General features: G+C 27.7%; 25 protein-coding genes and 1 pseudogene. 5 read left to right on the top strand and 21 right to left on the bottom strand.

The genetic code is table 11. The features are described from left to right. Positions 1-24: 24 nt before the first annotated feature. From aepX to MTX53_RS02880, 8 genes are all read right to left on the bottom strand, one after another. A complete protein-coding gene (gene aepX / locus MTX53_RS02915; protein ID WP_244834726.1) occupies positions 25-1,314 on the bottom strand; it encodes a phosphoenolpyruvate mutase in 1,290 nt (429 codons plus the stop codon). Then, a complete protein-coding gene (locus MTX53_RS02910; protein WP_244834725.1) occupies positions 1,311-2,081 on the bottom strand; it encodes a phosphocholine cytidylyltransferase family protein in 771 nt (256 codons plus the stop codon). Before MTX53_RS02910 ends, aepX begins: the two co-directional genes overlap by 4 nt. Before the next feature lie 298 nt (positions 2,082-2,379). After that, entirely contained in the window at positions 2,380-3,351 is a 972-nt protein-coding gene (locus MTX53_RS02905) for a hypothetical protein (protein WP_244834724.1), read from the bottom strand. 124 nt (positions 3,352-3,475) lie between these two features. Next, the gene (locus MTX53_RS02900; protein WP_244834723.1) at positions 3,476-4,120 is read right to left on the bottom strand and encodes an ABC-2 transporter permease; all 645 of its coding nucleotides are present in this window, start codon (positions 4,118-4,120) and stop codon (positions 3,476-3,478) included. 22 nt (positions 4,121-4,142) lie between these two features. Then, positions 4,143-4,997, bottom strand: coding sequence for an ABC transporter ATP-binding protein (locus MTX53_RS02895; protein ID WP_244834722.1), 855 nt, complete (start codon positions 4,995-4,997; stop codon positions 4,143-4,145). An 11-nt stretch (positions 4,998-5,008) separates the two neighbouring features. After that, on the bottom strand, positions 5,009-5,383 hold the full coding sequence (locus tag MTX53_RS02890) for a GntR family transcriptional regulator (RefSeq protein WP_244834721.1): 375 nt from the start codon (positions 5,381-5,383) through the stop codon (positions 5,009-5,011). Positions 5,384-5,484: 101 nt separating this feature from the next. Next, on the bottom strand, positions 5,485-5,994 hold the full coding sequence (locus tag MTX53_RS02885) for a flavodoxin domain-containing protein (protein WP_244834720.1): 510 nt from the start codon (positions 5,992-5,994) through the stop codon (positions 5,485-5,487). A 24-nt stretch (positions 5,995-6,018) separates the two neighbouring features. Then, the gene (locus tag MTX53_RS02880) at positions 6,019-6,708 is read right to left on the bottom strand and encodes a hypothetical protein (RefSeq protein ID WP_244834719.1); all 690 of its coding nucleotides are present in this window, start codon (positions 6,706-6,708) and stop codon (positions 6,019-6,021) included. A 182-nt stretch (positions 6,709-6,890) separates the two neighbouring features. On the opposite strand from MTX53_RS02880, the gene MTX53_RS02875 reads away from it, so the two are divergent. Continuing rightward, entirely contained in the window at positions 6,891-7,313 is a 423-nt protein-coding gene (locus tag MTX53_RS02875) for a hypothetical protein (protein WP_244834718.1), read from the top strand. A gap of 77 nt (positions 7,314-7,390) precedes the next feature. On the opposite strand, the gene MTX53_RS02870 is transcribed toward MTX53_RS02875, so the two are convergent. After that, positions 7,391-8,368: an alpha/beta hydrolase gene (locus MTX53_RS02870; protein ID WP_244834717.1), complete on the bottom strand. Its 978-nt coding sequence runs from the start codon at positions 8,366-8,368 to the stop codon at positions 7,391-7,393. A 142-nt stretch (positions 8,369-8,510) separates the two neighbouring features. On the opposite strand from MTX53_RS02870, the gene MTX53_RS02865 reads away from it, so the two are divergent. Together MTX53_RS02865 and MTX53_RS02860 are read left to right on the top strand one after the other, a co-directional pair. Beyond that, entirely contained in the window at positions 8,511-9,809 is a 1,299-nt protein-coding gene (locus MTX53_RS02865; RefSeq protein ID WP_244834716.1) for a putative DNA modification/repair radical SAM protein, read from the top strand. Between the two features lie 17 nt (positions 9,810-9,826). Next, positions 9,827-10,573 (top strand): TIGR03915 family putative DNA repair protein, encoded by a 747-nt coding sequence (locus MTX53_RS02860; protein WP_244834715.1) that lies wholly within the window; start codon positions 9,827-9,829, stop codon positions 10,571-10,573. Between the two features lie 260 nt (positions 10,574-10,833). On the opposite strand, the gene fsa is transcribed toward MTX53_RS02860, so the two are convergent. The 4 genes from fsa to MTX53_RS02840 all read right to left on the bottom strand — a co-directional run bounded on the left by fsa (position 10,834) and on the right by MTX53_RS02840 (position 13,440). After that, entirely contained in the window at positions 10,834-11,478 is a 645-nt protein-coding gene (gene fsa, locus MTX53_RS02855) for a fructose-6-phosphate aldolase (protein WP_244834714.1), read from the bottom strand. A gap of 84 nt (positions 11,479-11,562) precedes the next feature. Beyond that, positions 11,563-11,814 carry a TM1266 family iron-only hydrogenase system putative regulator gene (locus MTX53_RS02850; RefSeq protein WP_244834713.1) on the bottom strand — a complete coding sequence of 84 codons (252 nt, stop codon included), beginning with the start codon at positions 11,812-11,814 and terminating at the stop codon, positions 11,563-11,565. Positions 11,815-11,829: 15 nt separating this feature from the next. Further along, positions 11,830-12,708 carry an HAD family hydrolase gene (locus MTX53_RS02845; protein ID WP_244834712.1) on the bottom strand — a complete coding sequence of 293 codons (879 nt, stop codon included), beginning with the start codon at positions 12,706-12,708 and terminating at the stop codon, positions 11,830-11,832. A 144-nt stretch (positions 12,709-12,852) separates the two neighbouring features. Beyond that, a complete protein-coding gene (locus tag MTX53_RS02840; protein ID WP_244835447.1) occupies positions 12,853-13,440 on the bottom strand; it encodes a zinc dependent phospholipase C family protein in 588 nt (195 codons plus the stop codon). A 105-nt stretch (positions 13,441-13,545) separates the two neighbouring features. Here MTX53_RS02840 and MTX53_RS02835 point away from each other — a divergent pair, with 105 nt between their 5' ends. Then, positions 13,546-15,003 carry a PLP-dependent aminotransferase family protein gene (locus MTX53_RS02835; RefSeq protein ID WP_244834711.1) on the top strand — a complete coding sequence of 486 codons (1,458 nt, stop codon included), beginning with the start codon at positions 13,546-13,548 and terminating at the stop codon, positions 15,001-15,003. 40 nt (positions 15,004-15,043) lie between these two features. Here the strand turns inward: MTX53_RS02835 and MTX53_RS02830 are convergent, their stop codons facing one another. After that, positions 15,044-15,862 (bottom strand): hypothetical protein, encoded by an 819-nt coding sequence (locus MTX53_RS02830; RefSeq protein WP_244834710.1) that lies wholly within the window; start codon positions 15,860-15,862, stop codon positions 15,044-15,046. A 183-nt stretch (positions 15,863-16,045) separates the two neighbouring features. Between MTX53_RS02830 and alr the strand changes: the two genes are divergently transcribed. Next, entirely contained in the window at positions 16,046-17,209 is a 1,164-nt protein-coding gene (gene alr / locus MTX53_RS02825; RefSeq protein ID WP_244834709.1) for an alanine racemase, read from the top strand. A gap of 51 nt (positions 17,210-17,260) precedes the next feature. Here the strand turns inward: alr and MTX53_RS02820 are convergent, their stop codons facing one another. The 7 genes and pseudogenes from MTX53_RS02820 to MTX53_RS02790 all read right to left on the bottom strand — a co-directional run bounded on the left by MTX53_RS02820 (position 17,261) and on the right by MTX53_RS02790 (position 22,860). Then, positions 17,261-17,641, bottom strand: coding sequence for a retropepsin-like aspartic protease (locus tag MTX53_RS02820; RefSeq protein ID WP_244834708.1), 381 nt, complete (start codon positions 17,639-17,641; stop codon positions 17,261-17,263). Next, the gene (locus MTX53_RS02815; RefSeq protein WP_244834707.1) at positions 17,641-17,886 is read right to left on the bottom strand and encodes a hypothetical protein; all 246 of its coding nucleotides are present in this window, start codon (positions 17,884-17,886) and stop codon (positions 17,641-17,643) included. Before MTX53_RS02815 ends, MTX53_RS02820 begins: the two co-directional genes overlap by 1 nt. A gap of 150 nt (positions 17,887-18,036) precedes the next feature. Next, positions 18,037-18,858: pseudogene (locus MTX53_RS02810) on the bottom strand (sugar phosphate nucleotidyltransferase); the annotation flags it as partial. Between the two features lie 29 nt (positions 18,859-18,887). Next, positions 18,888-20,444, bottom strand: coding sequence for a recombinase family protein (locus MTX53_RS02805; RefSeq protein ID WP_244834706.1), 1,557 nt, complete (start codon positions 20,442-20,444; stop codon positions 18,888-18,890). After that, positions 20,437-20,631 carry a hypothetical protein gene (locus MTX53_RS02800; protein ID WP_244834705.1) on the bottom strand — a complete coding sequence of 65 codons (195 nt, stop codon included), beginning with the start codon at positions 20,629-20,631 and terminating at the stop codon, positions 20,437-20,439. Before MTX53_RS02800 ends, MTX53_RS02805 begins: the two co-directional genes overlap by 8 nt. Before the next feature lie 131 nt (positions 20,632-20,762). Beyond that, the gene (locus MTX53_RS02795; protein ID WP_244834704.1) at positions 20,763-21,443 is read right to left on the bottom strand and encodes a hypothetical protein; all 681 of its coding nucleotides are present in this window, start codon (positions 21,441-21,443) and stop codon (positions 20,763-20,765) included. Continuing rightward, a complete protein-coding gene (locus MTX53_RS02790; RefSeq protein ID WP_244834703.1) occupies positions 21,433-22,860 on the bottom strand; it encodes an AAA family ATPase in 1,428 nt (475 codons plus the stop codon). The genes MTX53_RS02795 and MTX53_RS02790 overlap by 11 nt, the downstream gene beginning before the upstream one ends. Positions 22,861-22,965 lie beyond the last annotated feature (105 nt).

The following is a 22,965-nucleotide window of genomic DNA, read 5'->3' as shown; positions in this document are numbered from 1 at the left end:
ATCATCTACTTTCTACATACTTTTTTAAATAAGTGTGAGAATTTCTTTTATAGGCATACACTTTTCTGATGCTTCTTTAGATCGTCCATTTTCTAAAATACTTTTTGCAGTTTCAGCCATGGCAGGATAAGCACTTCTTATAAGATGGTTTGCATAAATTACAACATTTGCTCCTAAATCTTCAAGCTCTTTTTCAGTCATAAAATTATATGATGTAGGAACTAAAACTAAAGGAACTTTATTTTTAAATTTATTATATTCTTTGCAAAAAGCTGCAATCTCTTTTCCATCCTGCTCTTTACTATGAATCATAATACCATCTGCCCCTGCATCTATATACTCTTTTGCACGAGATATTGCATCATCTATTCCTTTTTTAGCAATAAGACTTTCTATTCTTGCAATTATCATAAAATCACGCGTTACTCTTGCCTCTCTTCCTGCTTTTATCTTCTGCGCAAAATGCTTTTTAGTATCTTGAGTTTGCTTTACGTCTGTTCCAAATAAAGAATTCTTTTTAAGTCCAACCTTATCTTCAATAATAATTGCTGAAACTCCAAGTCTTTCAAGTGTCTTTACTGTATAGACAAAATGCTCTATAAGCCCACCTGTATCGCCATCAACTATTATAGGTTTTGTTGTAACTTCTAATATATCATTTATAGTATTAAGTCTTGACGTTAAATCAACTACTTCAATATCAGGCTTTCCTTTTGCTGTAGAATCACATAAAGAACTTATCCACATACCATCAAACTCTTTTATCTTGCCGTCTTTTTCTATTTTAGTTTTCTGTGCAATAAGTCCTGTAAGACCATTATGTGCTTCAAGTATTCTTACTATTTTCTTTGAGAAAATCATTTCTTTTAAGCTTTTTAATCTTTTCTGAGGAGTTATACCTATCTTTTTAAGTTCATCATCAAGCTTTGAAATAGATACTCCTTTTGTATAAGGAACTTCAATGAGTTTTCCTCCAAATGTCTTTAATACATCAATTACTTTTTTTCTATATTCTTCTTGAGGTCCATTAACCCAGTCATCTCCATGAAATACATACTGTGGTTTTATTTTAAGTAGATTTTCTGTCTGATCAAGAGAATCCTGAGGAATAACTTTAATAACACCTTTTATATTTTCAATTACTTCTTTTCTTTCATCGTATTTCATTATAGGATTTCTCCAATATCCACGTATAACATCATCAGTATGAAGTCCAACTATTATATCTCCATATTTTCCAGCGTTTTTAAGCACATTAAGATGTCCTTGATGAATTATATCTGCACTCATAGCAACATACACTATTTTCTTCATTTTGTAATTTCCTCCTTAATATTTTTATTCTCAAGCTTAGGTATTATAATATTTTTTATTCTATTAAGATGACTTTCATCATCTATTTCTCCCCATATAAGATTATTTAGTTTTAAATACCCTATTTTTCTTTCCTTAGCAGAATCAAAAATTGCATTTTCATAATCATATTTATCTTTATAATTTTCTAAAAATAAATCAGCTTTAAATCTCTTATACTGCCTTATTATTTCTTTAAAAAGACCAATAGATATTTTTGATATTCCAACAAGTTCTCCATAAACTTCATCAATATCTTCTATATTTTTAGAAATTTTATATAGATTGTTCTCTTTTACCTGAACATAACATTCATCACCAGAATTTGTCCTGCCACTTAAAAGTACGCAGTCATCTTCTTTATAATTAATAGTTTCTATAAGAGCATAAACTTCATAGATAATATCACTTTCAAGTAAAATAAAATCTTCTGAAATTTCATCTTCTAATACAGCTAATGAAGCCATGCTTCCTGTTTTTCTATAAAACCTATTATGTCTTGTTTTTATGAACTTATATTTTTCACAAAGCTTATCATAATACGTATTTAAATGACCTGTAACTATATATATTTTGCGTATACCAACACTTCTTAATTTATTTATTGACCTTTCAATAAGAGTCTGTCCGTTTATCTCTAAAAAGCCTTTAGGAATCTTATCTTTTGTGACACTGCTAAGCCTTGTTCCCATTCCCGCAGCTAAAATTACAGCTGTACTAATACTCATAAAATCACCTCATATAATACATTTTAGGTTCATTTTTTGAACAAAATTATATTAACATCTTTCATAGTTCATAACAATATGTTCATTATTAATTTGTTTCTGCACCATACCCATTACAAATGACATACTAAAGGACAAATTTTTAAAGGACAAAGGACAAATGTGGTGGTTTTTTGCGTTTTTACGCAAAAAATAAGCTTTCGCCTGAAGCGAAAGCTCATAAATTCAACGTTTCTGCGATTTTGAGCAGAAACATCCTTCTTTGTCATTTGTCATTTGTTCTTTGTCATTTAATTTTCTATGCTGCTATTTTAGCCATTGCTTCAGTCTGTTCTACATTTTCATTCATTAACTTTGAAAATTCTTCTTGAGTCATCTTTACAACTGACTTAGGTAATTCAAAGTGTCTCTTTGCACATTTTGTGCATTTTGAAGTAGTATCTACAGTTACTTTTGCAATATCTTTAACATTTAAAGTAAGAGCTAAATCTTCAGTATAAGAATCATCTGTAAATGTATCTTTTACTTTTAATGAAGAACCCTTTATCATCTCTTTTACCTTACTAATACCTGCAAGATAACCATCAGATGTTATAGCTTCTTTTGCATTTGCTATATCTTCATCTTTTAAATTTAATCCAAATTTTTCATTAATGCTGTCAAGATTAGAAGTTCCATCGCTTATAGCTTGTACTATAAAGTCAACCATCTCATCTGAATTCATATCTAAATTAAATTCTCTTCCATTTTGAACAAATGGTAAATCAAATTTGCTATCTTTTCCAAATACAGTCTGCATCATTTCAGCTAATGCATCAGGATCTAACTGCATAGATTTAATCATTTCAGCACTAACTCCTGAATCGATTCCTATATACTGTGCATCTAAATTCTTTAAGGAATCAGGAACAGCTTGTCCATTCATACTATAAATTCCTGTGAAATAGCTTTTATTAATATAGAATGTTCCATCAGACATATATGCTTCTATTTCTGGAATATTTATTAATCCTGTTGGATCTTCAAACTTTATTTTTGCATATGAATTTCCATCATTTGAAGTATATCCATTTGCTTTCACATTTATATTTAAATTTTGTCCTTGAGCTTCAACTGAGATCTTTCCAGTTCCTTCAGATTCATAGCTTTCAAAGTTTGATATCTTATTTACTTCACTAACATAATTTAAAGTAGTTTCACTACATCCTGCTAATGTAAACACCGATACTGCTCCAGCAACAAGTGCTACAATTTTCTTTTTTAAATTCATTATAAAATCCCCTCTCAAAAAAATTTATTTTAATTTTTAACTAATAAAACGTTAAAACGTTTTATTAGTTATATTTTAACACATAGTAATATGAAAGTAATCTTAATTTTTGCTTAATATACCATTATATCTCTTTGTTTCCACACACTTTACATGAAATAATATATGAAATATATAAAGATAGTATGCTAAAAAGCATTATAAAAATTGCTGTCATTTGGATATTGCCCATTGTAATTTCAAATATTTTAAAACTATTTTTTCCTGAAATACTAATAGGAATAATAAATATAAATATTGCAGGTAGTATATATATAAATCTTGCTAAAAAGTTTCCTTTTTCAAAACCCATTTTATAATATATTGGATATTGAATAGCAACAGCTAAAATACTTAATAAACTTAATATTATTAGTATATAAAAATCTTTTCCTTGCATTACACCCATAGTAATAAGTATTATATTTAAAATACTTTCTATAATAAACGAAACAATCCACAAAGCAATCATATATATATATCTTCCTTGTACCATTTCATTTCTTTTGCCTGGAAGAGTATAATAATATTGTTCACATTTTAAAATTGAAGATGCTGTAAAAGGCTGCGCTGCAAGTGTAATTACCATAAATGACATATAATTTATACCATACATAATATTTTTAGTTGAAACAAAGAATATTGCCATCGCAAGTATGATAAGTAGATATTTTATTGAATTTTTAAATGTAGTTACTAAATCAAGTTTGGCATATAATAAACTATTCATATTCATCTAACCTTCTTTCCTTTTACTTATTTAATCCTTTTATATATAAAACAACTATATCTTCTACATTAGGTTTCTCATATAAAAAATTATTAGAGAAATATTTTTTATCGTCAGTTTTAATAAGAGCTCTAAAACAAACATCATTAATCTCATATCCTATGACTTTCTCCTTAATTTCGGAAGTCATCTCAGAACTTCCTCCTTTAATTATCATATGATTTTCTAATATATCATCTTTTACACCATTTAAAATTATCTTTCCATCATCTATAAAATAAATATAATCAGCTATCTTTTCTATATCTGACTCTATATGTGAAGAAAATATTACGCTTTTTTCTCCATCTTCAATATAATCTTGAATCATTTTAAGTATTTCATCTCTTACTACAGGATCAAGACCACTTGTAGCTTCATCTAATATAAGAAGTTTTGTCTTTCTTGAAAAAACAGAGGCAAAAGATAACTTAACTTTCATTCCTTTTGAAAAATCCTTTATTTTTTTATCTTTAGGTATTTTCCATTTAGAAAGCATTGAATTATATTTTTTCTCATCAAACTCTTTATAAAATCCTTTATTTATTTTTAATATGTCTTTTGTAGTTAAATTTTCCGGGAAATAACACTCATCTGCTATGTATCCTATCATATTTTTGTATTCAGATTCATTCTCGCTATATTCTTTCCCAAATACTTTAATTATGCCTGAATCCATTTTTAAAAAATTCATAATAAGCTTAATAGTAGTTGTTTTTCCTGATCCATTTTGACCTACATATCCTAAAATATAGCCTTTAGGAAGCTCAATTTCTATATCTTTTAGGCTGAAATTCTTAAATTTCTTATTTAGATTTTTAATATCTAACGCATTCATCTTAAACACTCCTAATCTGTACTTATTAAGTTTTGAAGCATATTTAAAAGTTCTTTATCATCTATTGATGCTAATTTTGAAATCTTAATAGCCTCTATAAAGCAGTTTTCTATATTTTTTAGATACTGTTCTTTTAAAAATTCAATATCTTTTGGAAGTACATAGCTTCCTTTTCCTTTAACTGTTGCAATGAATCCTTCTTTTTCTAAATCCCTATAAGCTCTAGTTGTTGTTATAACGCTTATCGAAAGCTCTTTTGCAAGATGTCTTATAGACGGAAGGCTTTCTCCTTCTTTTATATCTTCAGATATAATCTGCTCCTTTATCTGAGATTTTATCTGCTCATATATTGGAACATCTGATTTATTCGATAATAATATTTTCAAATACAAGATCACCTCCTATACTGTATATATATAATATATACAGTATGAACAGTATTGTCAATATTTTTTATAAAAAAATAGCAATTCGAAAATTCGAACTGCTATTTACTAAAATCATTAATGCACTTTGCAAAATTCTTTATCGCTTGTAAATCAAGCTTCTTTATATCTTTTTTGCCATCTATTTTTTGTGATTTATCATTTTTATATATCTGCTTTATTATAAACTTTTCAAAAAAATTCATTCTTAAAAAATGAAACTCACCACCAAAACTTGATTTTATAAATGCTTTATCTAAAATATCTTTTGAAAAATTCTGCTCAAACTGCGAATTAATCTTTTCTTTATCTGACATACAACATATATAAATTCCTAAGTTTTTCTTAAGTAAAATTTCCTTATTATCCGATATAAATTTTTTTAATTTTCTTGAAACCATGCCGCCATATATAGCCCCTCCAAGTATTACATTATCATACTCATTAATACTGCATATTTCATCTTTTTTAATATCAATTAATGAAACCTCTCCATTAATTGCTCTTTCAAGCCTTTTTGCACAATCCTTAGTCGTCCCATGCTTAGATGCAAAAACAATAAGTGTTTTCATCATATGCCCCCTAAAATATTAAACTTATTTATTTTTTAAAGCTTTTTCTCGTACAAATTTATTGTATTCCTCAATAGGATAAAGTTCTGGTTCTCTAACTTCTTCCATTAAATGAGCTGCTTCTGCATCTGATGTACTGAATGCTAAAACAGATTTATACATCTCAACTGCCTTGTTAAAGTCTCTGTATTCATCTTTTGGTACATAAGCTCCCATATGCCATCTTACCATGAGACATTCTTCAAGAGAAAGCTTTATAAACTGCTGAATTAATATAACAGATTTTTCACCATGTCCTAAAGGTACATTTTCAACTATGTCATAACCTCCGCAACCTATCCATTTTCCTGTTATCTCATCTTTTTTAAGTTTCATTGTTCTGTGGTACATATTGCATTTGCATAGATCATGAAGATACCCTGTAATAAACATAGTATCATTTGTAAGACCTATTTTATATTTTTTATTTTTTTCCATAAGTATTTCAACTAAATTGTCTGAATGAACTGCAAGACCTCCTTGAAAATTAGAATGGAATCTTGTTGATGCAGGTGCTTCAAAATAATCAGTCTTTTCTAAAAGATAATCTATAAGGTTATCCATTCCTTCTCTTTTTACTGATCTTAATCTTTTTAAGATTTTATCTTTTAATTCATTAATTTCCTCATTCTTTTTTGCTTCAGTAAGTTCTTTTAGATCACTTAAATCTCCCATTTGTACATATCTCCTAACTGTGAAAATAATATATATATTTATATTATATACATAATTTCTCTATTTAACCACATCATAAACTGCAATTAATAATTACTATTTTACTTTACCAAATAAAAATGTACCTATTTATAGATTTGAAAATAAACTATATTATAGATAAAACTAATGAGGTGATAATTATGAATCCATTATTAAATATGATACTTGGCAGTCTTTTTGGCAATATGGGAATGAATCCTATGATGGGTGCAAATCCTATGATGAATAATCAAAACATGATGGGCAATAATCCAATATTAAATATGCTTATGGGAAATGCAGGAGGGATGAACATGAATCCTATGCAGAATGCAGGGAACATGAATCCTATGCAAAATCAAGGAAATATGAATATGAATCCTATGGCACAAAATCCACTCTTAAGTATGCTTATGGGAAGCATGGGAGGTATGATGGGGGGCATGAACATGGGTAATATGAATAATATGAGAAACATGAAAATGCCAAATCCAAATGGCAGTAGAAACAGGAGAAGACCTCCTGTAAATAATATGAATATGAGAAGACAGCAAAGTAATCAATCTATGAATAATATATTTTAAAGATATTTTTAATATCTTTAAAACAACCTGGGAGAAAATAAACTTTCTCTCAGGCATGTTTATTTTAAAATTATTAATTAAAGATTCTGTTCATAAAATTTAAATACTTTTTCCATATATGGTTTAAGTATGCTGTCTTTTTCTATAAATATAGAATGTTTTGCATCTTCTATCTTTATAGACAAACACGTCTTAGAACTTTTTATAAATTTCATCTGTCCTTTTTCACGGACAAGAGTATCATGCCCTGCCTGAAACATCAAAATAGGAATTTTTATTTTTTTAACATTTTTATCTGATATTATTTTTGATGTCATATTAGTTGCTGCATTAAGCCAGCCATATGAAATTCCACCACGATGAAGCTGTTCATTTGAAGATGTACATTTATATAAATAATCATATCTTCCCTTAGAAGTTGTTGACGCATTTTCAAAATCATATTTATCTTCATATGGTTTTTGATTTATAACGTATCTTCCACCTTTTTTTAACTTTACATTTAAAGATGAAAGAATAGATGCTACCTTTACAGGTACAGAGCCAGTTTCCATCATAAGCATCGGTGCATTTAAAACTGCACATTTAAAATAATCAGTATATTTTTCTAAAAAACGTACAGCTATAGTACCTCCCATCGAATGTGCATATAAAAATAAATCTTCATTTTTAATACTCTTTTTTACAACATCATCTATAAATTTTTTAAAATCATCAACATAACTGTCAAAATTATCAACATATACTTGACACTTGTCCACTTTTCCCAAAAATCCAGAACGTCCATAACCTCTATGTTCAACAAAAAATACAGAATATCCTTCTCTTAAGAAGTAATAAATAAGTTCCTTATATTTTTCTACGCTTTCCCAGTTTCCATGAGATATAACAATAGATGCTTTAGGTTTTTTTAATATAAATGTTTCATAATAAAGTTTTATTTTATCATTAATTTTTAAATAACCACTATTTCTAAACTTCTTTAAGTATGGTTCAACTTTATTTTTTATGTTTTCTATATAATTATCTTCTGTTATAAAATATTTATCAAACATCTTTCTCTGCTCCTCTATTAATTTATATAAAAATTATAAGATATCTATTTTTTTTAATCAACATTTGTTGACTACGAACATATGTTTGTGTATAATAAATTATAAATTACTCTTAATATTATACTATTTAGGAAGTGCGTATATGGATCACAATATATTTGAAAAATTAAAAATATTATCAGATGCAGCAAAATATGATGTATCGTGTTCTTCTTCAGGTTCTAAAAGAAAGAATAAAAAAAATGGTATAGGCGATGCTGCAAGCTACGGTATATGCCATAGCTTTACTCCTGATGGAAGATGTATTTCGCTTTTAAAAATACTTTTTTCAAACGACTGTGTTTTTGACTGTAAATATTGCATAAATGCAGCATCAAAAGATTTTAAACGTGTAAGTTTTACTCCAGATGAAGCTTCTGACCTTACAATAAACTTTTATAGAAGAAATTACATAGAAGGTCTTTTTTTAAGCTCAGCTGTAATAAAAAATCCTGATTATACTATGCAGCTTCTTATAAAAACAGCAGATAAACTCAGAAATGAATATAATTTTAATGGATATATACATCTTAAAGCAATCCCTGGTGCTGATAAAGCTTTAGTTAAAAAAGCAGGTCTTTTATGTGACAGAATGAGTGTAAATATAGAGCTTCCATCATCAGAGAGTTTAAAACTTTTAGCTCCTCAAAAAAGCAAAGAAAAAATATTAACCCCTATGGGAGTAATAAAAAATTCAATAATTGAAAATAAGGATTTAAAAAAACATATTAAAAGTTCTCCCCTTTTTGTTCCAGGAGGACAAAGTACACAGCTTATAGTAGGTGCATCTAAAGACAGCGACTCTAAAATACTTAAATTATCTGAAAATCTATATAATAGATATAATTTAAAAAGAGTTTACTACTCTGCTTATGTTCCTATTGTTAAAAACAGTAAGTTTCTTCCACAGATTTCTCATCCACCTATTATAAGAGAGCATAGACTTTATCAAGCAGACTGGCTCCTTCGTTTTTATGGCTTTAAAGCAGACGAGCTTTTAAAAAATGATACAGATAATTTTGATATAAACTTTGATCCTAAAACATCATGGGCAATTAATAACTTAAATGAATTTCCGGTTGAAATAAATAAAGCGCCGTATGAAAAGCTATTAAGAGTTCCCGGAATAGGCGTAAGTTCTGCTATGAAAATAGTAAAGATTAGAAAATTTCACTCATTAACATTTGAAGATTTAAAAAAGCTTCGTATAGTTTTAAAAAGAGCGAAGTATTTTATAACATGCAGCGGTAAATATAAATCTCATACATCTTTTGATGACACTTCAATAAAAGAAAGTATTCTTAATGGTAATAATAAGAATGCAGATGAAAATCAGATTTCATTTTTTGATAACATAAAATATGAAAAAACAAATTCAAATATCTTTCTGCCTGCAAATTAGATAAGGGGTGATTGTGCTTGTACTATTTTTTATATGATGATACATTTGAAGGTCTTATTACATGTATATATGATTCTTTTTACTCAAAAGAAAAACCTTCTTCTATAATAAGTGTTAAAGATGATTATGCACCTCTTCTTCTTGGTGAATGCAGAGAAATTAAAACTGACTTAAAAAAATTCAGCAAAGTAAAAAAAGCTATACTAAATAAAATAAACTTCTTAGTATTTAAGCAGGTTTATCTGATTTTTTTAAGCTGTTATAAAGAAAAAGGACTTCTTATTTATGATTATCTAAAACTTGCTTTTAAAGTAGGTCCTGATATTACATGCTACCTTCATAATAAAACTGTACATCTTATCTATGACACTGTAAAAAAAGTAACTTATGAATCTCATAAATTTGAAGGCTTTGTCAGGTTTTCATATATAGATAATAAATTTCTCTACTCTTCAATTGAACCAGATAATGATATATTAGAGCTGCTTTCAAGCCATTTTGAAAGTAGATTTTCAAATGAATATTTCATTATTCACGATATAAAAAGAGAAAAAGCTCTAATTTATAATAAGAAAAATTCTGAAATAGTTGAAATGGAAAAAAGTTTTTATAAATCCCTAAATACGTATTATGATGAATTTAAAAAACTTTGGGTTTTATATTTTAAATCAACAACAATTACTGAAAGAGCAAATCTTCGTCTTCAACTTAGAATGATGCCGAGAAGATACTGGAAACACATCTGTGAAAGCCAGTATAATTGAGAATTGATAATCCAATTGACATACTAAATGACAAAGGAAAAAGGACAAATGACATACTAAAGGACAAAGGACAAATGACAAATCAGGATGTTTCTGCTCAAATCGCAGAAACTTTATATTTAGCTTTCGCTTCAGGCGAAAGCTTTTGTATTTTGCGAGAATCGCAAAATACAATAAATTGAAATTCCGTAGGAATTTCCACCACATTTGTCATTTGTCCTTTAACAATTTGTCATTTGTACTGTCCTTTGTACTGTTCTTTATTTAAACGCTTTGTTCCAATCATTTTTAAACTTTTCGATTCCCTGATCTGTTAATGGATGTTTTATCATCTGCTTAACTATCTTGTATGGAACTGTTGCAATGTCTGCTCCTGCTTTGGCTGCTTCAAGAACATGGATAGGATGTCTTACGCTTGCTGCTATAATTTCAGTTTTAATGTTGTAAATCTTAAATATTTCAGCAATGTCTTTAACTACATCAATTCCTTCCATTGAAATATCATCAACTCTGCCGATAAATGGACTTACATATGCTGCACCTGCGTTTGCTGCAAGCATTGCTTGAGTTGCTGAAAAGACTAAAGTAACATTTGTCTTTATGCCTTCTTTTGCTAATACCTTAACTGCTTTAAGCCCCTGTTCAGTCATAGGAATTTTAACTATCATGTTCTTATGAATTTTAGAAATTTCTCTTCCTTCTTTTATCATGTTCTCAGAATCATCGCTTACTACTTCACCGCTTATAGGTCCATCAACTATCTGAGTGATTTCCTTTATTACTTCTTTAAAATCTCTTCCCTCTTTTGCGATAAGAGAAGGATTTGTTGTAACCCCACAGATAACGCCCATATCATTAATTTCTTTTATTTCCTCTACATTCGCTGTATCTAAAAAGAATTTCATTTTTTTGCCCCCCAAATATATTTTTATTTACATCATTATACCATTTAATACTCTACTTACAAAGCATTTGTACATAATTTTAACTTATCTTTTATTTTTTGAATACATTGTATTTACAACTATGCCATCAATCATTCCAAGCTTTCCTGAAAGAGAACTTATAATATTATTATCAGCATCAATAACAACACTTATTATGTTCACATTCTTCTTATGATATGGCACTCCCATTCTTCCTACTATGTACTTTCCATATCCATGAAGTATCTCATTAAGCTTTAAGACAGCCTCTTCATTTTCAACTATTATTCCTATAAGAGCTATTCTTGTTTCCATAATACGCCTCCAAAATTAAAATAATTTTCCACCTAAAATATTATAAATAACTTCTGCAACTCCGTGCTCATCATTAGTTTTTGTCATATATTTTGCTATCTTTTTTATCTCAGGCATTGCATTTGCCATAGCAACAGATGTATCTTTAAATTCTGTAAACATAGAGTAGTCATTTAAACTATCGCCTATTACTGCTACTTCATAATCTTTAAGATTTCTCTTTTTAGCAATTTTCTTTAAAAGAATTCCTTTTTGAGCTGTAACATGAGTAATCTCTATATTATCTTTAAATGATGATGATACTGCAAGTTCTTTTATCTTAGAAACTTCTTTTGCAAGTCTTTTTATCTTTTCAGTATCTGAATTGAATGCTACAAACTTTCTTATTTGAACATCATCTCTTCTAAAGAATTCTTCATAATTATTATCTAAAAAATGAAGACTTGTGAAAAATGGCTCTTCTGCTGCTTTTTTCATAGCCTCTTCAAATGTTATTCCTTTTGAAAAAGTAACTGTCCTACATGCAACTTCACGAAGTGCCTCTTCTCTTGTATTGATTGTGTATGAGCCTTTATTTGTAAATATTCTTGATGATATATCATGCTCTCTTAATACATCAATTACTCTTAATGCTAGAGATGGTTCCATATTTATTGATTCTAATATTTTTCCATTTTCATCTCTATATTCTGCACCATTCATAAGCGAACATTCACATACAATATTCTGCTTTTTTAAAAGAGGAAGTACCATTTCGTAATCTCTTCCTGTCGATACTACAAATATAAGTCCTTTCTCTTGAGCTTTCTTTATTGCTACTGTACTTTCATCATCTATAACATGCTCCGAATTTAATAATGTGCCATCTAAATCAGATGCTAACATTTTTATCATTAAGTACCACCGTCCATCCTTTTTAATAATTAGTATTAATTTTTCCCCATCTATTTTATTATACAATAAAATATTTTTACATAAAAAGAAAAGTTTAAATCCAAAATACTTATATTCTGTATATTTTTGATTAAACTTTTTAATTTACATAGCGTATTCTCTTACTTTTCTGTTTTCATTTACGTATACATTATCAAGTATCATGTTAATAACATTATCACATATATAATATGAGAATTTAAGATCGTTTTTATAATCTAACTTTCCAGCATACATATGCTGAAGCTTTACAACAACCTGTCTTACTGAATGATACTTAATATTAATATCTATAGAACTTTCTGGTCTATATCTTTTAGCTACCCCTGCAAGTCTTTTTTCATAAACCATATGCTTCTTTACTGCAGCTGTGCTCTTAAACTCCCATCTATAATAATGAGGTGCACAAAAAAAGTCACATAAGAAATGACATATAACGCCAAGCTCTTCACTAAATTTTTCAACTGATATATTATATAATATATCTTCAATTGAAAGTGATGATACATATGATATCTTAGATAATATCATCTCTATACTTTCGTTATAATAATGTTTCTTAAATTTATACTTAGGAACACAATCTGGTTTAACCGCTCCCCATATGAACCTATTATGATTTATAAGATAAACTTTTTTACTGTTTGCATTTTTTAAAATATTCTGAGCAACTATTCTATGAGTTGTCATCATCAAATCTGCATCACACCTTTATATTTATTTGCAATAATCCTTCATATCCTTATAATAATACTATATAGTTATAAAAACAATAGATTTTTTAGAAAGGTGATAAAAATGATTTTCTCAACTCTTACACTAAATAGTGACAGTCCTATTTATATCCAGATAGTCAATCATGTGTTAAATTCAATAAAAACTGGTGAACTAAAAAAAGGTAGCAAACTTCCTTCAACAAGAGAAGCTGGAAAGTTTTTAAAAGTAAGCAGAAACTCTGTTTTAACAGCGTATGAATATCTTGAAAGCAGAGAAATAACAGCAACTAAAAAAGGTGTTGGTACATTTGTACTTGCAGAATCTAAAACTGAATTTACATCAAAGAATATCGATTATCTTTCTAATATAAACAGTTATGCTAAAAGCCTTAGAGATCTTGATATAATGAAAAAAGATCATAAATACAAAAAGGGAATGATATCTTTTAAGTCAATAGCTCCAAATTCAGACCTTTTTAATACTGATGATTTTAAACGTGCACTTATGGATGCTTGGACTTTTGAAGAAAACAACCTTTTAAATTATGGATATGCTAAAGGATATAAGCCTCTTATAGATTATTTTTTTGAATATATGAACGAAAAAAGAGCTGACAAAACTAACAAAGATATACTTATAACTAACGGATTTACAGAAGCATTTGATATACTTATAAGTTCTATTACAAATAAAGGTGATACAATTTTATGCGAAGAACCTACTCATAATACTGCTCTTAAAATCATGAAATCATATGGACTTAATATAGTCCAAATTCCTATGGACAAAGATGGTATTATAATAGAAAACCTTGAAGAAAAAGTATCTTTAGAAAATATAAAACTTGCGTATCTTATCCCCTCTTACAACAATCCTACAGGAATTGTAACAAAATCAGACAGAAGAAAGAAGATATTTGAAATCTTAAATAGAAATAATATTCCTATAATTGAAGATGGATTTAATGAAGAGCTTTTATATTCAAGCTCACCAATTGATCCTTTAATATCACTTTCTGGCAGGGGAAACGGAGTAATATATATAGGCAGCCTTTCAAAAATATTATTTCCAGGTCTTAGAATAGGCTGGATATTTGCAGATTCAAAGCTTATAGACATCTTAGAGAGCGTAAAAAGAGGAAGAACAATACACTCTTCATTTTTAGACCAAAGTGTATTTTACTATTATTTAAAAAGCGGTGCATTTAATAGATATTTAAAACAGGTAAAAAAATATTATAAAGATAAATTTACGCTTGTAACAGATATGATAAATAAATACATTCCTTATGAATATATGACAGGTGAAGGCGGGCTTCATGTATTTTTAAAGCTAAAAAACAACATAAGTTCAGATAAACTTCTTGATATGTGCTATAAAGATAACGTAATATTTATGGCTGGAGATATATTTTTTGCAGATACTTCAAAAGGAAAAGATACATTAAGAATAGGCTTTGGACATGTAAGTGACGAAGAGATAAAGCGTGGAATTAAGATAATAGGAAAAAACATTAAAAAAATCAGCAGTTTACAATAAATAAATTGTCAGCTGCTGATTTTTTATAAAATAATATTTTTTAAATTCTTTTAATTCTAGATCCAATAAAACCAAATCCTAAAAATACTGCGCCTGTAGTAATTAATTTTAAAGATCCTTCTTTAAATATAAGACCAATTATCTGATATATAGATTCTGTTCCTTCATTCATTAGAAGCTTTGAAAACACATATAAACATGCAAACAACGTAATAAATATTATTCCATTTTGAATACATACAGATGAAAAACTCTCTACAGCATTTAAAAGACTTCTAGACACTGAATATAAAACTAAAATAAATATAATAAGAGATGCTATCGAAATAATCATAACTTTATGAAGAAAATTTATAATAGATGAAATCTTATGAAATTCCTCTGTCTCGATAATTTCATTAAATATATTACTATTTAATTCTTCATTTATTATTGTAAATACCTTATCTGACACCTGTGTAAGACCTTTTTCAAGTACATCATTTCCTGATGCAGCATTTTTTACATAATCATCTAATCTCTTTTTATATAAAGAAGTATCTATTGACGGTTTATTATAAGTTCCTTCTTTAATATCATTTAGTAATACACTTATTATATCTTCTGCAATATATTTTATATCATCCCTTGTTATGATAACATTTTTAACTGACTGATCTAATTTAATTCCAAGTGATGAATCCATTTTTTTATAAATATTCTGAAGAACTTCGTCATATACTCCGCTTTTCTCCATAGAGTTTGTATATATTTTTTTGTCTAAAAGAAATACATTTACAAAAACTGATAACGTAGTAACTATTAAGTTTACAAGAAGTATAAAACAAACAAGTACTTTAAGCAGTTTATTTCCTTTCATATTTCCACCCTTTCTAACTTTATACAACTTATTATAACGTATTAATTTTGGGAATTAAATATATAAAACCACTAAAAGTTATTTTTTCCTTATCTGTGGTTCTTTAAAGTTCGAGCCTTTTTGCATAAAATATATACTATAAACAAATAATTTCTAATAGAATTTAAAAAAGGTGAGGTTTTAATGAATAGATTACTTAGATCAGTATGGGCAGAAATTGACCTTGATGCTATAAAATATAATATAAAAAATATAAAGAAAAAAGTTTTTGATAAAAAAATCATAACAGTTGTAAAAGCTGATGGATATGGACACGGTGCTTTAGAAATTTCAAAAGTTCTTCTTGAAAATGGTGCTTCAATCCTTGCAGTTGCAACATTTGGTGAAGCAATGAAACTTAGAGAAAATGGAATTGTCTGTCCGATTATAATACTTGGATACACACCTCTTACTGCTGGATATTGGCTTATAGAAAATAATATTGAGCAGACAGTATATGATTATGATTATGCTTATAAACTATCAAAAATAGCTGAAAATTTAGGCAAGAAAGCAAAAATCCACATAGCAGTTGATACGGGAATGGGCAGAATAGGCTATTTTCCAGATGAAAATTCAGTAAATGAAATAAAAAAGATTAAATCTCTTAAAGGTATAGAAATAACAGGAATATTTACACATTTTTCTACTTCAGATGAGAAAGACAAAACTTATACAAAAATGCAGCTTGAAAAATATAATAACTTTATAAAAATGCTTGAAAAAAATGATATTCATATTCCTTTAAAACACGCTGCAAATAGTGCTGCAATAATGGAAATGCCTGAAACATTTAAAAATCTTGATGCTGTACGTGCAGGAATAATACTTTATGGATATTATCCTTCAGATGAAGTAGATAAAAATACTCTTTCTATAAAAAAAGCTCTTACTTTAAAATGCTCAATAACCCATGTTAAAAAAATTGAAAAAGGAATGTCTGTAAGCTATGGAAGGAAATTTATATCTACAAGAAAAACAAAAATCGTAACTCTTCCAATAGGCTATGATGACGGCTATACAAGACTTTTAAGTGGAAAAGCAAAAGTAATAATAAATGGAAAATTTGCTCCTGTTGTAGGAAATATATGTATGGATCAATGTATGGTAGACGTCACAGATTTAGGTGAAGTACAAGTTAATGATGAAGTAATACTTCTTGGTGAAAGCGGCAATTTAAAATATGATGCTGATGATATGGCTTCTGATATCGGAAGTATTAATTATGAAATTATCTGTATGCTTAAAGAAAGAATTCCTAGAGTATATTTTCAAGATAATAAAATAGTAAAAGTTGTTAATTACTAAAATAATCATTTCAAAAAAAGCTGCACTTTTTTTACGTAGTGCAGCTTTTAATTATATATTAATAGATAATTCTTTTAAATTTATAATAGCTCCTAATTTCATCAATATATCTAATCCTAAAAGACCATTTATTTCACCTCTAGAATCTATTATTCCAAAATCTATTTCTAAATCTTTTATAATTGATGATTCTAATTTTATATTATCAATTTTTTTCACAAAAGAATTGTGCATACTTCCGCCTACTCCATAAAAAGATACTATTTTATCTCCTAATTCCGCATATATACCTATATCATCTACTGCATCTGGTGAAATTATACTTGATGCTGCTCCCGTATCTAAAACAATATTATCTATAACTTTAGATTTTCCTTTATAGCATATCTCAATAGACGTAAATAGTAACCCATTTCTGAACTCTATATCCATCACACTACTCCTCTGTATCCTTTTATATTTCTTATCTCTACTACTATCTTTTCATTTCCTGTATGATAAACTAGTACATCTCCAGTTGCTCTAACTAATTCTTTTGTTGCTTCTCTAGGATCTTTAATTGCGTCAATTACTGCCATATTATCTATATATTTTTTATTTCCTTCTATATGTGCTTCTAATATCTTTATTTTTACATATTGGTTTGGATATAAATTTCTTACTTCTTCCCACTTCATAATTAACCTCCTCTATAATTTTATTTATTAGATTTAGGCAATTGTTTATAATAATATTATACCATGTTTTATAGGACTATTTTAGATTCTAAAATAATCATTTCAAAAAAAAAGCTGCACTTTTTTTACGTAGTGCAGCTGCTAATTTAATTATAAAAATTTATTAAATCTACTCTTCTTGCCAAGCTTATTCAGAAGATGTTTAATCTCTTGGTCTTTATTTTTATCCATTACAAGAATTACATCTCCAGCGTCAACAACAACAAGATCTTTAACTCCGAAACCAATTATAAGATTTTTATTTGCAAAAATAGAACAGTTTTCACATTCATCAACATATACGTTATCAGATATGCTATTTGAATCATGCATCTCACCTAAAAACCTGCTTAATGCTCCAAAATTCCCGATATCATCCCATTCAAAATCACATTTTACTACAAAAGCTTTCCTAGTTTTTTGCATAACTCCAAAATCAATAGATATTCCATCAATAAGTTCGTACTGATCTTTTATAACTTTTTCTTCATCATCTTCTCCTATGCTTTTATAAATTTCCATAAGAGATTTGTATAAAGGCGGAAGATATTTTTCTATTTCTCGTAAAATCACATCAGCCCTAAATACAAACATACCTGAATTCCAAAGATAAGTCCCTTTAAGAATGAAATCTTTAGCTACTTCTGTATTAGGTTTTTCAGTAAACCTTGCAACTTTATAAACAGATGGATTATTGTTTAAATTTTGGCCCATCTCAATATAGCCATAACCAGTTTCAGGCCTCTGTGGTTCTATTCCAAGCGTTACTATACATCTTCTTCTATTTGCAAGGTCTATAGCAAGCTTTAATGTGTCAGTATAACTCTTTTCTCCTACAATATGATGATCAGATGGAAGGACAACCATGCATGCATCAGCATCCTGCTTTAAAAGTTTTACAGCTGAAAGACCTATACATGTGGCAGTCCCTTTTTAGACAATACGTATCTTTTTTCATTTAATCATTTTGCGAACTTAAAATATACTGATACTTTTTTCTCTTTAAGACCTTCAATTTCATCTATAACAATTTTTTCAATCAAAGTTTCAACTAATCGTCTATCAATTGTCTTTCCTTCTAAAAGATTATCTACTTCTACTTTATATTTTTTTAACAAGTCATTTTCAGTATTATTTTTATTAAGCATATTTACTAATTGATTTTTTTTTTCAATAAGTTTATCTTGCTTTTCTTGTATACTAAGAAGCATATGATTGAAGTTTCTTTCATTTATAACTCCTTCTAACTTATCTTCATATATTTTTTTAAACCTATTATCCAAGGTATCTAATTCTTTTTCTACAGATTTTAATTCACTCTCAAAGTTATTTTCTATTTTTATATTATTGTAACTATCATATACCTTACCTTTATCTATTGTTGCATCTATCATGTTCTTTATTTCATCTGAAATAATTTCTATAAGGCTTATCTCTTTAATGCTATGCGGTGAGCACCTTTTTGCACCCTGTTGACTATTTGTGCATTTATATCCTTTATATTTTTTTCTATAGGCCATGCTCCCCCCACATTTTCCACACTTAAGAACACCAGAAAAGGGATGTATAACTCCATTTCTATATCTGTAATTACTATTAGAACGATCTGTTATCATCTGTTGAGTTCTTTCAAAGATATCTTTAGAAATTATCCCTTCAAATTCCCCACCATAAACCCAATCTTCTGATGGCATCAAATTAATTTTTTTCACCTTATAACTAACTTTCTTATATCTCCCCTGAACCATATACCCCCCATATTTAGGATTCCTTAATATGCTCATAATAGTGTTATTACTCCACTTTCCAAATTTTCTTCTAGCAAAATTTTTAACCCTATTAGAAGGCGGTTCAACTTCTTGTTTGTTTAGATAACTTGCTATTTTTCCTGCACCCCATCCTGACAAGTATAAGGTATAGATTTCTTTCACAACTTGAGTACTATCATCTTCGGCTGGAACTAATTTTATATTTTTTTGATTTCCCTCAAAAACTTCTTTAAATTTATACCCATATGGTGGTTTACTAGCAATGCTACTACCTCGTTCCATACGTGTCAGCAATGCAGATCTAACTCTTCTGCTGCAATCCTTTATATACATTTCATTTAATATATTCTTAAAGGGGATAATATCATTATCAAACTCTGATTCTGTATCTACATTATCTAAAACTGATATAAATCTAATATTGTTAACTTTAAAGTAATCTTCCAGATAGTACCCAGCCAGAATATAATTTCTTGAAAATCTCGACAAATCCCTAGTTACTATCATGTTAATTTTCTTATTTTCTATATCCTCTTTCATTCTAATGAAAGATTCTCTATCAAAAGAAGATCCTGATGTTCCTTGATCCTCATAAACATCAATCAAATTATATATTGCATTTCCATCTTCCTTTGATTTATTTAATATCCATTTTTTCAAATTTTCAACTTGTACTGGAATAGATTCACTTTGATCTTTTTTATCTGTAGAAACTCTAGCATAAATTGCTATGTTCCATATTTTATTCATCTTTTTCATCCACCTCACCTTTTTTAGCGCTCGTGGATGGATAGTATTCCTCTTCATTATAACTTATTAATTCATTATCTTGTCTTATTTTTTCTTTAATTTCATTCATTTTTTCTTGTATTAATATCATAAATAATTGTTCAAAGTTCCTTTTTCCATAATGGATATTTACATCTATTTTTTTCATAAATAACCTTCAAAAACTTGCTACATTATAATTTTATTTCATTATTAAATTTTAATAACAGAATAAATAAAAAAAAAGGCGAAAACTAATAATTCTAAGTCTTCACCCTTAATATTTCTAAAACTAATTATTTAATGATTTTCAAAGAATAAATGAAAATTGCAATACCTATTCAATGAATTTAGTCCAATCTTTATATATTGCCATGTAGTTTTATAATCTCCTTGAACTGAAAAAACACTCTTTTTCAGAAACTCTATAAATTCATCTTCTTTTCCATCATACCTTTCAACAAAATCATCTGAATATTTATCTTTTAAATTATCCTCTACATTTTGTTCATTGTGCAAAACATGTTCTAAATTACAAGAAAAATAATACATATAATAGTTTATCTTGCATATAGCCATAGTAGTAGATAATTTATCTAATATTTTTGACTTTCTTTCATTTCTATTTTTAACTTTATCAATATCGGAGGCTATAATGCAATCTGAATTATATATAAATTTATCTGTATTTCCTTCTTTTATTGCTGTTGAATCAACATATGCTCCATCCATATCTACCAAATGTATAATTTTTAAAATATCTGATTTTCTAAATCTAGTTGCTTTTAAAAATTTATTTACTTCATCATTAATCTTCGATATACAATTTTGAGAATCATTGTATTTGTTAGATGTAATATCTCCTCCTACAATATGAAATTGTATATTCTCAGTTCTTATAAGTCTTGATAATATTAAAGCAAGAGAGTTTTTATCTGAAATTCCTTCCACTATAAATAAAATAACTTTTTTAGTTTTCATTTGCTAATTTTCCTGCTTTCTTAAATGCATATCCTATTTCAAAACTATTAGTTTCCTCATATATGCACTCTTTCTGACCACCCAACGAAATTCCTCTTAAATAAAAATCTCTTAAATTATTATTGCTTTTTACATTAGTTAATCGTATATATCTGTTTTGAGCATTTGTTGTTGTAAAAATAACAGAATCCTTATTCAGTTTTTCCAAAGCCCTCAAATTATGTGAAGTAAAAATAAATTGCCCTTTTGCATTTTCTTCTAAAACATTAAGTATTTCTCCCAGTAAATATTCAAATATTCCAGCATCCAATTCATCTACTACTAAACAAATACTGCTGTTATTATACATTGCTATCATTGCACTTAAAATAGAGATTATCTTCTTTATTCCATCCGATTCATATTTCAAAGGAATTGGTCGTTCATTTCTTCTAGCAGATGTTAATTCTATTTTGACTCCTTTTGAACCATCTTCTAATAATTGATCTCCATAATTTATCATCTCAATCTGCAATCCAGGTATTATTGCATTAATAACAATATTAATTTGTTCTATTACCCTATTGATAAGAGTATATGATTCCGTTGGAATCACAGAAGTCTCAAACAACTCTATTGCAACATTTCCAGCAACTACTCCATCAGTATTTTCTAATCTAAAACTAAATGGCATTAATTGACTCATATTAATGATTCCCAAATGATCATTTTTTATTGTAAATAAATTAACCTGTGCAAAATAATTTAGACTTTTTATAACATTAGTATAATCTGTAGTACTTTTAAAATTTTCAAATACTTTTATACTTTCCTTATTAAATATAAATGAAGTACTGTCTTTTTGTGCAAATTTCTTTGCGACTCTCAAGTTAATTCCATTTTCCTCATCTAGATTTATTAATTCATTATATCTGCATATAGGTTTAAATACACTATTATCATCAACATCATACTCAATAATTTTTATTTTGTTCTTCCATTTTCCATCAACCAAACTTGAATAACATAAACTTTCTTTACTTATTTCTATAGATATTTCTTCTGCCTTATTTGTATCTACTACACCATCTCTTTTACGTTTTCTTATTTCAAAAGTATAGTATACTAAAAATTTTTCATTCTTATGTTTTATCAAAAATGTAAATTCTAATGTTGCAGCATCACTCTTACTATTTATTAAATTTATTATATTTTTATTTAACTTGTTTCCAGACATAACTTCTTTTAATAATGCCATAGAGTCCACTAATGCTGTTTTACCAGATCCATTTTGCCCGTATATTCCCAAAACATCTGATAGATAAGTCTCCATATTCTTCTTTATATTATTAAAGTTTTGAAATGCTATAGAGCCCTTTTCTACATTTTTAAAATTATTTATTTTAATTTCTTGCAATCTTATAAATACATCTTTCATAGCAAATCCTCCATTAATAAATATATATCATTTTTCATAACATTTATCAAGATATAAATATTAAAATCGATACATTTTGTTTCACTTTTATATTTATTTCTTGTA

Origin of the sequence: Clostridium sp. BJN0001, assembly GCF_022869825.1 — a bacterium.
Taxonomy (GTDB): Bacteria; Bacillota; Clostridia; order Clostridiales; family Clostridiaceae; genus Clostridium.
Note: the sequence above shows the minus strand (reverse complement) of the source record. Positions and strands in the feature narration are given on the sequence as shown.